Raw genomic sequence first — 13,107 nt, 5'->3', positions numbered from 1 at the left:
CCCGAAGGACCGGCACTCATGTCCGAGAGCGAAAGTCCCGCGATCTCCTCTCCCACCCCCGAGGAACATCGCCCCAGAACCAACAGTGACTGGTGGCCGGACCGGCTCGACCTGCAGGTCCTCCACCAGCACAATCCCGAGTCGAACCCGATGGACCCCGACTTCGACTACGCGAAGGAATTCGCGACGCTCGACGTCGACGCGCTCGCGCGGGACCTGGTCGAGTTGATGACGAACTCGCAGAGTTGGTGGCCGGCCGACTTCGGCCACTACGGTCCGCTGTTCATCCGGATGAGCTGGCACGCCGCCGGCACGTACCGCATCGCCGACGGGCGCGGCGGCGGTGGTCAGGGTGCGCAGCGCTTCGCGCCGCTCAACAGCTGGCCCGACAATGTGCTGCTCGACAAGGCGCGTCGCCTGCTGTGGCCGGTGAAGAAGAAGTACGGCAGGAAGATCTCGTGGGCCGACCTGATCATCTTCGCGGGCAACTGCGCGTACGAGGCGATGGGGTTCACGACGTTCGGATTCGCGTTCGGTCGGGAGGATGTCTACGAGCCCCAGGAGATCTTCTGGGGCTCGGAGGACACCTGGCTCGGCGACGAGCGGTACAGCGGCAAACGTGACCTGTCGAATCCGTTGGCCGCCGTTCAGATGGGTCTGATCTATGTCAACCCGGAGGGCCCCAACGGCACCCCCGATGCGATCGCGGCGGCCGTCGACATCCGTGAGACGTTCGGGCGCATGGCGATGAACGACGTCGAGACGGCCGCGTTGATCGTCGGTGGGCACACCGTCGGCAAGACGCACGGCGCCGGGTCCGCAGACCTCGTCGGCCCCGAGCCCGAAGCCGCGCCCGTCGAACAGCAGGGTCTCGGCTGGAAGAGCAGTTTCGGTACCGGTGTCGGTGACGACGCGATGGGCAGCGGACTCGAAGGGATCTGGACACCGACGCCGACGACGTGGGACAACAGCTTCCTCGAAACGCTGTACGGCTACGAGTGGGAGCAGTCGACGAGTCCGGCCGGGGCCGTGCAGTGGATCCCGAAGGACGGCGCGGGCGCCGATACGGTGCCGGATCCGCACGACCCGTCACGACGACGTACCCCGGTGATGCTCACGACCGATCTGTCGCTGCGGTTCGACGAGACCTACGGTCCGATCACCCGCCGCTGGCTCGATCACCCCGAAGAACTCGAACTCGAGTTCGCGAAGGCCTGGTACAAGCTGCTGCATCGCGACATGGGTCCGATCACGCGGTATCTCGGTCCGTGGGTCGCCGAGCCGCAACTGTGGCAGGACCCGGTGCCGGATGTCGATCACCCCCTCGTCTCCGACACCGACATCGCCGCGCTGAAACGGACGCTGCTCGAGTCCGGTCTGTCCGTGACGCGGCTGGTGTCGACCGCGTGGGCCGCCGCAGCGAGTTTCCGCGGCACCGACAAGCGCGGCGGCGCGAACGGTGCCCGCCTGCGGCTCGAACCGCAGAGGAACTGGGCCGTCAACGAACCCGACGAGCTGGCCGAGGTGCTGCCGGTGCTCGAGCGTGTCCGCGACGAGTTCGCTGCGGGCCGTAGCGACGGCGTCCGTATCTCGCTGGCCGATCTCGTCGTGCTCGGCGGCTGCGCCGGGATCGAGGAGGCGGCGCGCCGGGCCGGGCACCAGATCGTCGTCCCGTTCTCCCCCGGGCGCACCGACGCGAGCCAGGAACAGACGGATGTCGACTCGTTTGCGGTGCTCGAGCCGCGCGCCGACGGGTTCCGCAACTACGTGCGGTCGGGTGAGAAGCTGCCGCCGGAGAAGTTGCTGCTCGATCGCGCGAATCTGTTGACGTTGACGGCACCGGAGATGACGGTGCTGCTCGGTGGGTTGCGGGGGTTGTCCGTCAACCACGGTGGAAGCACGCACGGGGTGCTCACGGATCGGCCGGGGCGCCTCACCACCGATTTCTTCGTGAACCTGACCGACATGGACGTCGAGTGGTCACCGTCGGCCGACGACGAGGGTGTCTACATCGGTCGGGACCGCGGCTCGGGCGAACGGAGGTGGACGGCGACCGCCGTGGATCTGGTGTTCGGCGCGAACGCGCAGCTCCGCGGTATCGCGGAGGTGTATGCGTCCGACGATGCGGAAGGCAAGTTCCTCCGTGACTTCGTGCGGGCGTGGACGAAGGTGATGAACCTCGATCGGTTCGATCTGTAGCTCGGTTCGATCTGTAGCTCGGTTCGCCGCGCTCGTGGTCGTCCGATACCGCCTGCGTGTCGCCCTCCGCACCCGATCGGGTTCGAGTGCGGAGGGACGTCCCGGATCAGTCCGCTGTACCCGACGAGGTGGTGACCGGCAGGTACAGTCGTTCTCCGCCGCGCGTGAACTCTGCCGACTTCTCCGCCATCCCGGCGTCGAGCGCGTCGCTGTCGGTCAGTCCGTGTTCGTGCGCGTACGCGCGCACGTCCGCCGAGATGCGCATCGAACAGAACTTCGGCCCGCACATCGAGCAGAAGTGCGCGGTCTTCGCGGGCTCGGCGGGCAGGGTCTCGTCGTGGTATTCGCGGGCCGTGTCGGGATCCAGCGACAGTGCGAACTGATCGCGCCACCGGAAGTCGAACCGGGCGCGGGAGAGGGCATCGTCGCGTTCCTGTGCCCGCGGATGCGCCTTGGCGAGGTCCGCGGCGTGCGCGGCAATCCTGTAGGTGATGACACCGGTCTTGACGTCATCCCGATTCGGCAGTCCCAGATGCTCTTTCGGCGTCACATAACAGAGCATGGCGGTTCCGGCCTGCGCGATCATCGCCGCACCGATCGCAGAGGTGATGTGGTCGTAGGCGGGGGCGATGTCGGTCGCGAGCGGGCCGAGTGTGTAGAAGGGGGCGTTGTCGCACCATTGCTCTTCGAGGCGTACGTTCTCGGCGATCTTGTCCATCGGCACGTGGCCGGGTCCCTCGATCATCACCTGGACTCCGTGGGCGCGGGCAACTGCCGTGAGTTCGCCGAGGGTACGCAGTTCTGCGAACTGGGCTGCGTCGTTGGCGTCGGCGATCGATCCCGGGCGGAGCCCGTCGCCGAGCGAGAAGGTGACGTCGTAGTCGGCGAGTATCTCGCACAGTTCCGCGAAATGGGTGTACAGGAACGATTCGGTGTGGTGGGCCAGGCACCATGCCGCCATGATCGAGCCACCGCGCGAGACGATCCCGGTGACCCGGTTCATCGTCAGCGGAATGTGCTGCAATAGCACTCCGGCGTGCACTGTCATGTAGTCGACGCCCTGCTCGCACTGTTCGATGACGGTGTCGCGGTACAACTCCCAGCTCAGTGCCGTCGGATCGCCTCCGACTCGGTCGAGTGCCTGGTAGAGCGGGACGGTGCCGACCGGGACGGGTGAGTTCCGCAGGATCCATTCGCGGGTCTCGTGGATGTCCTTGCCGGTGGACAGGTCCATGATGGTGTCTGCTCCCCACCGGGTCGCCCATACCATCTTCTCGACTTCCTCGGCGATCGACGAGGTGACCGCGGAGTTCCCGATGTTCGCGTTGACCTTCACCGCGAAGCGCTTCCCGATGATCATCGGCTCGAGTTCGAGGTGACGACGGTTCGCCGGGATCACGGCTCGGCCCGCGGCGACCTCCGCGCGCACGACCTCCGGGTCGATGCCTTCGCGGGCGGCGCAGAAACGCATCTCGTCGGTGACGACACCGGCTCGCGCCCAACCGTATTGGGTGGTGTCGGGGTCCGGGCGTGACCATCCGGACCGGATCTTCGGTAGACCGGCGTGCAGGTCGATGCGGGCATCGTCGTCGGTGTAGGGGCCGGAAGGGTCGTACAGGTCGAGGTGTTCGCCCGTGCTCAGATGCACGCGCCGGAACGGGACGGACAGGCCGTCAACGTCCACATAATGCTTCTTGCTGCCTTCGATCGGTCCGGTGGTGACGGCAGCCGTCGAGTCGGAGGTGTCCCCCATGGTGTGCTCCCTACGCCGGCATTACCCGGTCAGGTTCGTACGGTCGACGGCCCTCGCACTCGAACAGAGTTAGCCGTCCTCTCAGCCCGCTGGCGCGAGCTCCCGTGATGTGCAGTTGTCGAACCAACCGTACCAGTGCCGGATTCGGTTGCATCATGTGCCGGCGTCGGCACCTCACGCAACGGTGATCCGCGGTGACCGACACGGGTTGTCAGCGCCCACGCGCCTCCGGACCCGTGCTGTACACGAGCCGTCCGAACAGACCGAACTGGACCACCGTGTCCGCGAGATCCTCGTCGACGTCCCCCGCCACGGTCACGTCCCGGTCGTTGCGGTCCCGCGCGGTGTCGGCGAGCAGTACCTCGAAGCCTCGACGCACCACACCGACGTCGACGACGTGACCCGAACCGCCGCATTCGACGATGTCCGCGTGTCCGTGACCGTCCCAGTGTTCGATGTCGGCCCACCCGGCGACTCCGCCACTTTCGATCGCCGCGCGCAGCACCGCGTGCACCACCTCGTCCGGGACGGTCACCGCGGCGGGGTTCGCGGCGGTGACGAGCCAGGTGCGGGAGACGAACCGGACCGTGCCGTCGACGAGTGTCGCCCGTAGTTCGGCGCGGGCGTCGTCGAGGGCGGCCCGCCAGCCGTCGGGGCCGAGTGTCGGTTCGAGGCGTTCCCGCGCGGCCTGGCCGATCCGTCCGGCGAGGGCGACCGTGAGCCGTTCTTCCACCCCGTCGCTGCCGTCGACGGAGAAGTCGCACGTTCCGTCGACGGGTTCGACACGGATGTCGGTCCAGCCGGAGTCGGCGAGGACCGTGCGGATGTGGTCCTCACCTGCGAGTCCCAGCGGTCCCGGTTGTCCGACGCGGGGTGGTTCGGGTGGGTCGTCGAGCCGGGCCGCGAGACGGCGGGTGCCGTGCCGGAACATTTCGTCCTCGTCGTCGCGCCAGCTCACGAACGCCAGTCGTGCACCGGGGGCTGCGGCCGCGCGCAGGTTCGTGAAGGCGGCGACGGGGTCGGCGAAGAACATCACGCCGAAGCGGGAGACGATCCGGTCGAACGGAACACCGGGTGCGAGTTGCAGAACGGGGGCGGTCTGGGCGTCGGCGGTGAGCACGTCTGCGCCGGGAACGCGTGCGTGCGCGGCCGCGGCCATCTGCGGTGACAGGTCGATCCCGACGGCGTCGGCTCCGGCCGCGACCGCGCGTTCAAGGACGGTGCCCGCTCCGCACCCGACGTCGAGGACACGCAGGCCCGGCCCGAGTTCGGCTGCGTCGATCACTGCGCGGGTGAACGCCGCGAACGCCGCGTCGTAGATGCGTTCGTGACGTACCCATAGTTCGGCCTTGCCGGTCCACTCCGCACGCGTCACATCGTTGCTCACCCGCTCACGCTATCCGTATCGGCTCCGCTCGTGGGGTCGCTCGTGCGCGACTCGGTGCCTGTCGGGTCGGCCCACTACCCTGTTCGGGTGAGTGAATCAGGTGCGGGCGGTCCGCGGGTGGCCGACGACCCGGTGGTGCGCGACGAGCGGCTGCGGTTGTTCTCGTTCGCGACCGCCGACAAACGCGCCGAGTACCTGTGGGTGTTGCGGGCGTTCGACCATGCCCGCGCCAACTACATCGTGCTGTTGCACGCGTCGGGGGTGGAGACGATCCTGCGGCGCATCGGCGGCGGCGATCCCGCTGCGGCGTTGGATGCCGCCGCGGTCGCCCCGTTGCTCGAACAGTTGCACGGGTGGGGTGTGCTCGAGCGCAGCTTCGACGGGACGCGTGCGGCGACGCTCGCCGAGTACCGCAACCGCAATTTCGTGTATCAGTTCGGTCAGGCCGGGTACCGGGCGTTCCGGGCGGTGGAGGACGTGCTGACCGGACGTGGGGAAGACGTGGCGCTGTCGGGGTTGGCGCTGGCGGATCTGCTCGCGGACCTGTCGGATCTCGCCGACGCGAACGCCGTGGGCGACGGTGAACTGGTGTACCGCAAGTTGAACAGGTTGGATGCGACACTGTCGGACATGGCCGAGCGGGCGGCCCGGTTCTATCTGATGCTCGGTGACCTGGTGCGTACCACCGAGGTCACACCGGAGGTGTTCCTGACGCACAAGGACGCCCTGTTGTCGCACATGCGTGAGTTCAGTTCCGACCTCGCGCGCTATGCACCGAAGTTGACGGCAGCGCTGGACCGGGTGCGGGCGGGCGGCGCGGAGAAGCTGCCGGTGCTGGCCGCCGCGCACGACGAGCGGGTGCTGCTCACCGTCGAGGAACGCGAGGCCGACTGGCGACTGCGGTGGCGCGGCATCGAACACTGGTTCGTCGGTGTGGGATCGGCGCCGAGCGAGGCGGAGCGGTTGCGGGAGGGCACGATGAGTGCGATCTCCGCGGTGCTGTCGCTGCTGCGCCGGCTCACGGAGAATCGGCGAGGCGGGGTGAGCCGTGAGTCGCAGTTGCGGCATCTGGCGGCGTGGTTCGCGGCGACACCGACGGAGGAGTCGGCGCACGCCCTGTTCGGGGCGGTGTTCGATCTGGGCCGGCCGCGGCATTTCTCGATGCCGTATCCCGATGCGGATGCGGTCCCGGTGGGGCGGTCGTGGTGGGAGGCACCGCCGGTGGAGATCGCGCGGACGCTCGCCGAGACGGGCCGGCCCCCGACGCCGGGTGCGCCGGGTCGGGTCGACCGCAACGATTCGGGGGTGCGCCGGTTGCGGGAGAAACAACTCGAGACGCAGCGGCGACGTGCGGCGGCGGCTGCTGCTCTCGCCTCGGGTGGGGTGCGTGAGCGTGAACTGTCCGAGCCGGAGGCCGAGGTGTTGTTGGGTCTGCTCGACGCGGCGTTGTCGGCGCGGGTGCCGGTCAGCGGCCGGGTCCGCGACAGTGACGGCTCCGGGTCGCAGCACGGGGTGACGTTGACGTTGCGGCCGAGTGGCGCGTCGACGGTCGTGCACACCGCGCGCGGCCGGTTGTATCTGGACGGCCTGGACGTGGAGGTGCGGTGAGGGCACGCAGCATTGCGCCGCTGGAGGCGGAGTCGTATCAGCGGGCGGCGCGGTTGATCCTGTCACGGCACCTGGTGACCGCGTCCTACCCGGATCGGTCCGCGCTGCCGTTGCTGCGGCGGTGGGCGACCGAACTGCGCGAAGATCTGCTCGAGTTGTTCGGGTTCCGGCTCGAGGTCACCGAGACGACGGCGCGGTTGTTCACCGTCGTCGACCGGCTCGATCCGGATTCGGGTACCCGTACGGCCACCGATCGTCCGTTCGACCGTCGCCGCTACGCGTATCTGGCGTTGGTCCTCGCCGCGTTGGGCCGTGCGGGTGCGCAGATCAGCCTGTCGGAGCTCGCGGAGTATGTGGTGGCGGAGTCGTCGCGGGTCGAGGGCGTCGAGTTCGCTCCGTCCCGCGGCACCGACCGTGATGCGTTCGTCGACGTGGTGGGGTGGTTGACGATGCGCGGGGCGATCACGGTGGCCGACGGTGATGCCGGTGGCTGGGCCCGGGACCCGGCGATCGGTGAGGCGCTCTACGACATCGATCGGGCGGTGGTGACGGCGCTGTTCCGCCCGCCGCAGGCGTTGCAGCACATCGACTCGGTGCGGGCGCTCCTCGCGCCGGTGTCGGCCGGGGGTACCCAGGAGGTGGCGCGGCGGATGCGCCGCGCGTTGGTGCAGCGGCCCGTGGTGTACGCGGAAGAGTTGGACGACGAGGAGGCGGTGCAGTTGGCGTTGCCGCGCACCGCCGCCGATGTCGCGCTGCTCACCGGGCTGGTCGTCGAGCGGCGCGCCGAGGGGGTGGCTCTCGTCGGACCGTCGGGGCGCCTGTCGGACGTGCGGTTTCCGGGCACGGGCACGGTGGCGCAGGTGGCGTTGCTGTTGGCCGGGGAGATCTGTGACCGGGTGCTGGACGCGGACGCACCGGAGCCGGTGCGGGTGCCGCTGCCGATGGACACCCGCGCGGACCTGGTGGCGGCGGTCGATGCGGCGTTGCCGCGGTCGGGCATGTTCACCGGGCTGCGTTCGTCGGACGACACCGCGGGCGAGCCGGTCGCGGAGGTGCCATCGGAGCGGGAGCCGCGGCCGGTGCCCGAGCATCCGTTGGTCGAGGACGCGTGGCTGGCGGAGACCGTGTCCGGGCTCGTCGACACGTACGGCCGGACGTTCGCGTCGCAGTGGCAGGCGGACCCGGGCGCGTTGACGCAGGCCGCGATCGGTGTGTTGGCGGGGCAGCGGCTGGTGGCCCGGGTGCCCGGCGGGGTGCTGGCGTTGCCGGCGCTGGCCCGGTTCCGGGGTGTGACGGTCAGCGTGCGCAGACGCGACCCGCACCTGGAGTTGTTCCCGCGGGATCGGGAGGCCACCGCGACCGCCGGCACCGCGACCGTGGCGAGCAGTCAGACGGATTCGAGCGAGACGGAGAAGTGTTGAACAGTGCCCGTTTCCGGCCCACCCGCGCCGGGATCATCAACCTGTGGGATTACCGCGACCAGGAATTCTCGTTCGCGGACGGGCGGCTGGTGCTGCGCGGCCCGAACGGTTCCGGGAAGACGAAGGCCCTCGAGGTGCTGTTCCCGTTCGTGTTCGACGGTCGGATCGAACCGCGGCGGCTCAATCCGTTCGCCGGCGAGGAACGCACCATGCGCTCGAATCTGCTGTATCGGGGGCAGGACAGCGCCTACTCGTACGTGTGGATGGAGTTCAGTCGCGGTCGCAGCGACGACCCCGAGGCGGTGACCGTCGGGATCGGGATGCGCGCAACTCGCGGCAACGACAAGGTCACCCGCTGGTACTTCGTCGTCGACGGCCGGGTCGGCGTGGACTTCTCCCTGCTCGATGCGGAGGATCGGCCGCTGACGCGACGCCAGTTGATCGACGAGATCGGCGCCGACTCGATCTGCGACCGGCCCGTCGAGTACCGGGAGGCGATCGACGCACGGATGTTCGGGCTCGGCACGCAACGCTACGACCAGTTGATCAACCTGATCCTCACATTGCGGCGCCCACAGTTGGCGAAGAATCTCGATCCGAAGGGGCTGTCGCAGGCCCTCACCGACGGGTTGCGGCCGCTCGACGAGCAACTCGTGGTGGAGGCCGCGCGGTCGTTCTCCGACATGGAGGAGGTGGCCCGCACCCTCGAGTCCCTCGCCGCCGCCGACGACGCGGCGCAGTCGTTCGTCTCCGTGTACACGAGGTACCTGCAGGTGCAGGCGAAGGCGGATATCGATCAGATCGCATCGCGCCTGTCCACGGTCGACACCGCGATCGCGGCGTTGCGCGACGCCACGCGGGAACGCGATCTCAGTGCGGCCGACCGCGCGGCCGCCGACGAGCGGTCCGCGGCGGCCGAGCACACCCTCGAGCAGGCCCGCACGAATCTGGAGGCGCTGCAACGCTCCAGCGCGTACGAGGGCAAGCAGCAACTCGACGACCTCGCGCAGGCCGTCGCGAATCTCGAGCGCACCACGTCCGGTCAGGCCGAACAGGCGCAGCGTGCGCAGGCGGCCGTGGTGCAGCGCACCGACGAACACGACCGGGCCGCCGAAGCCGTCACCCACGCGGCCGCCGCGGCGGCACGTGCCGAGGACGCGGTGCGTGAGGCCGCCGCGGACGCGGGCGTGGAGTTCGCCGGACTCGACGGTATCGATCGGGTCGATCGGTTGTCGGCAGCGCTCGAGGCGCGGGCGGAGGAACGCGAGAACGACCTGCGGGTGGTGCGGGCGGCACGAGCGAGGGTGGACGGGGCCGCTGCGGCACGGTCGCGCGCCGAATCGGCGGCGGCCGGTGCCCGCACCCGCCGAGACGCGGCGCACGCCGCCGTGGAGACAGCCGAGACGGTGGTGACGCTGGCCCGCACCGAAACCGCGGATCTGGTGCACCGCTGGTGGTCCGAGCATTCCGGTGCGCTCACGGCGGTGGGGGTACCCGATGTCGTGTTCGAGGCGGTCGAGGAGGCCTACCGGGCCGTCGGTTCCGACGACGCGGTACCACCGTCGGCGGTGTTGTCGGCGCGCGTCGCCGATGCGCTCGAGGAGGCACGGTTCCGGCGCCGGTCGATCGCCACGGAGATCGCGACGGCGGAGGAGCACATCGCGGTGCTCACCGGCGAGCGTGCCGCCGTGTCCGCCGAACACGACGACGCTCCTCCGCCGTTCGCGGCCCGCACCGATCCGCGGGACGGGCGCGCGGGGGCACCGCTGTGGCGGTTGGTGCGGTTCCGCGACGACGTCGACCTCACCGTCGCGACGGGGGTCGAGGCGGCGCTGCAGGCCGCGAACCTGCTCGACGGGTGGGTCTGCTGCGACGACTCGGTGCCCGACGCCGCGTCCGAACTGTTTCTCGCTCCGCTCCCCGAGGGTCGACGCCCGACCGGTCCGACACTCGCCGACGTGCTGGTGCCGGAACCGGATGCGGGTGTGCCGGTCGACCGGATCACGCAGGTGCTCGCGTCGGTCGCGCTGACCGCGGCACCCGACCTGGGGACACCGATCGCGGTGGACGTCCACGGCGGATTCCGGCAGGGCATCCAGATCGGCCGGCACCGCAAGGACCACCCCGAGTACATCGGGGCGACCGCGCGGCAGCGTCGCCGTGACACGCGGATCGCCGAGATCGACCGGGCCGTCACGCTGTCCCGGGAGACCATCGACCGTCTGCGCGAGGAGGACAGGATCGTCGGCGGGCGACTCGCCGACGTCGAGCGGGCCGTCGCCGCGTTGCCGCGCACCGGTGCGGTGCTCGCCGCGTTGCGCAAGGTCGCCGAGTCCGCGGGAGCGTTGCGGACCGCCGGGGAGGCCGCCGCATCCGCGGACCGCGACCTCGATCAGGCCGTTGCGGAAGTGTCGGCGCAGGAACAGCAGATGAGGTCGGTCGCGGTGCGGCACCGGATCCCGTTCGAGGCCCGGGAGATCGATGCCGTCGAAGCCGCGATCCGGCACTTCCGGTCGCAGGGGCAGACGCTGCTGCGGGCCGTGCGTGAGCACACGTCAAGCACCGAGCGGGGCCGGGAGGCCCGGGTGCGGCTGGACGAAGCGGTCCGCGCGGCAGGTGAGGCAGCGGAGGCCGCGGCGATCGCCGAGTCGTCGCTGCTGGCGCAGCAGCAGAAGCTCGAGACACTGCAGGATGCGCTGGGGGCGAGCGCCGACCGCATCGACGCGCAGCTCGCGGAGGCGCGGTCGCGGATCGAAGCGGCGAAGGACGCGCAGCGCGCGGCTCGGAGGTCGTCGGATGCGGCGGTCGAGCGGATCGGCAAGGCGGAGGCCGCGCACACCGCGGCCGAGCAGACGCTGCGGGCGGCATTGACGGAGGTACGGTCCGACGCCGAGCGTCTCGTCCCGTACGCGCGGCGGGATGTGTTGGCGTTGTTGGGGATCGACCAGGAATACACGTGGCCGGGTTCGGCGGCGTGGCTCGATGTCGACCAGGTGCTGTACCGGGTGCGCCGCGCCACCGGCGAGGCAGTGCCGGTGGTTCCCGACGAGGTGGCAGCGCTGTTCGGGGCTGTGCAGGTGGCGACCGCGTCGGTGTCGACGGCGGAGTCGGCGCGGAAGTCCACGCGGTCGGCGCTCACGTCGGCGCTGCAGGAGTTCGACGATCGGCTCGCGGTTTCGGGACAGGACTACCGGTTGCAGTGGGATGCTCCCGACGGGGTGACGGTCGTGCAGGTCCACGACGAGCAGGGGCCGACGTCGGTGGCGCAGTTCGCGCAACGCATCGCGTCCGATCGGCGGGATCAGGAGTTGCTGCTCACCGATGCCGAGCGACGCATCCTCGAGGACGCGTTGCTCGCGGGTCTGGCTCAGCAGATCCACGAGCGGACCGCAGATGCCCGGGAGTTGATCGGGCGGATGGGCACCGAGATGCGGCAGCGGCACATGTCGTCGGGCAACACGATCGGGGTGCACTGGGTGCTCGCCGAGCACCTCGACGACGGGGCCCGCGCGGTGTGCCGGTTGTTGGATCGGGACACGTCGAGCCTGTCACCGGAGGAACTCGCCTCGGTGCGGGCGCATTTCGCGGCGCGGATCCGCGCGGAGCGGGCCGCGCATCCGGAACGTTCGTACCCGGAGATCCTCGCGTCGACGCTCGACTACCGGCGCTGGCGGGTGTTCGCGTTCGGTCTCGTCGCCGCGGACGGCACCGAGGAGAGGTTGACACCGGCGCGGCACTCGGCGCTGTCCGGCGGGGAGCAGTCGGTGTCATTGCACCTGCCGTTGTTCGCGGCGGCGCACGTGATGCTCGATTCCGCCGATCCGCACGCACCGCGGTTGTTGGCGCTCGACGAGGCGTTCGCCGGGGTCGACGACACGGGTCGCAGCGAACTGTTGGGGTTGTCGGTGCAGTTCGATCTGGACCTGTTCATGACCGGGTTCGACCTGTGGATCACCTACGCGGGGGTGCCCGGATGCGCACACTACGATCTGGCGCATTCGGTGGTCGAGCACACGGTCGCGGCGACGCTGCTGGTGTGGACGAGCGGGGGTCTGCTCGCCGAGCACGACGGCACCGATCTTGCGAGCGCGTTGGGGTCACCGGGGCGGCGACGGGTACCCGAGCCGGTGGACGGGACGTTCGAGTTCGCGTGATCGGCGTCCACCGTGGTCGGGTACCCGCGCCGAATGGTGGTACCCGCGCGGAATTCACCGCGGGTACCACCATTTCGCGCAGTTGTCGTTCGGGTACCGCGGCGGGTCAGGCGCGGGGTGTGACCCAGATCGTGATGTCGGCGTGCACGACCTCGACGTCGTGACGGTCGACGATCCGCACGGGCACCGTCAGTTCGGTTCCGTCGGTGAGTGCGCTGAAGTTCGGGAGTTCGTCGAGTCGGGCGATCGCGCGCAGTCCCGTCTCGGCCTTCGTCAGGTACTGCGTGGTCATGCCCTTGGGGATCCACCGGTGGGTGGTGGGGACGGTGGCTTCGGCGAGCATGCCCATCGCGGTTTCCGCGAGGTTGCATGCGGCGATGGCGTGGAAGGTGCCGAGGTGGTTGTGCACACCCCACCACTTGGGTGCGCGCACCTCGCAGTGTCCGGGTTCGAGCACCGTCACGCGCGGCAGGATCGTCGCGAAGTAGGGCACCCGCACACACATTCCGGCGGAGAAGAGGACGGAGCCGAGAGCGTTGCCGGGAAGCTTCCGCCAGGCGCGGTAGGTCGGGGTGAGGTCCATCC

General features: G+C 69.8%; 7 protein-coding genes. 4 read left to right on the top strand and 3 right to left on the bottom strand.

The features are described 5' to 3' along the window. Positions 1-18 precede the first annotated feature (18 nt). Positions 19-2,199: a catalase/peroxidase HPI gene (gene katG, locus LDQ05_RS05865; RefSeq protein ID WP_226435953.1), complete on the top strand. Its 2,181-nt coding sequence runs from the start codon at positions 19-21 to the stop codon at positions 2,197-2,199. A 106-nt stretch (positions 2,200-2,305) separates the two neighbouring features. Here katG and thiC read toward each other — a convergent pair whose 3' ends face one another. Then, positions 2,306-3,952 (bottom strand): phosphomethylpyrimidine synthase ThiC, encoded by a 1,647-nt coding sequence (gene thiC, locus LDQ05_RS05860; RefSeq protein ID WP_226435952.1) that lies wholly within the window; start codon positions 3,950-3,952, stop codon positions 2,306-2,308. A 211-nt stretch (positions 3,953-4,163) separates the two neighbouring features. Then, entirely contained in the window at positions 4,164-5,339 is a 1,176-nt protein-coding gene (locus LDQ05_RS05855; RefSeq protein ID WP_226435951.1) for a class I SAM-dependent methyltransferase, read from the bottom strand. Positions 5,340-5,489: 150 nt separating this feature from the next. Between LDQ05_RS05855 and LDQ05_RS05850 the strand changes: the two genes are divergently transcribed. From LDQ05_RS05850 to LDQ05_RS05840, 3 genes are read left to right on the top strand one after another with little or no spacing between them, the layout of a single operon-like run. Continuing rightward, entirely contained in the window at positions 5,490-6,947 is a 1,458-nt protein-coding gene (locus tag LDQ05_RS05850; RefSeq protein WP_264184503.1) for a TIGR02677 family protein, read from the top strand. After that, positions 6,944-8,368 (top strand): TIGR02678 family protein, encoded by a 1,425-nt coding sequence (locus LDQ05_RS05845; protein ID WP_226435949.1) that lies wholly within the window; start codon positions 6,944-6,946, stop codon positions 8,366-8,368. The genes LDQ05_RS05850 and LDQ05_RS05845 overlap by 4 nt, the downstream gene beginning before the upstream one ends. After that, positions 8,365-12,522 carry a TIGR02680 family protein gene (locus LDQ05_RS05840; protein ID WP_226435948.1) on the top strand — a complete coding sequence of 1,386 codons (4,158 nt, stop codon included), beginning with the start codon at positions 8,365-8,367 and terminating at the stop codon, positions 12,520-12,522. The genes LDQ05_RS05845 and LDQ05_RS05840 overlap by 4 nt, the downstream gene beginning before the upstream one ends. Before the next feature lie 106 nt (positions 12,523-12,628). Here the strand turns inward: LDQ05_RS05840 and LDQ05_RS05835 are convergent, their stop codons facing one another. Further along, complete coding sequence (locus tag LDQ05_RS05835; protein WP_226435947.1) at positions 12,629-13,105, bottom strand: hotdog fold domain-containing protein; 477 nt, start codon at positions 13,103-13,105, stop codon at positions 12,629-12,631. Positions 13,106-13,107: the final 2 nt, after the last annotated feature.

The organism is Rhodococcus yananensis (genome assembly GCF_020515525.1).
In the GTDB taxonomy this organism is placed as follows: domain Bacteria; phylum Actinomycetota; class Actinomycetes; order Mycobacteriales; family Mycobacteriaceae; genus Rhodococcus; species Rhodococcus yananensis.
This window is presented reverse-complemented; position numbering and strand designations above follow the sequence as displayed.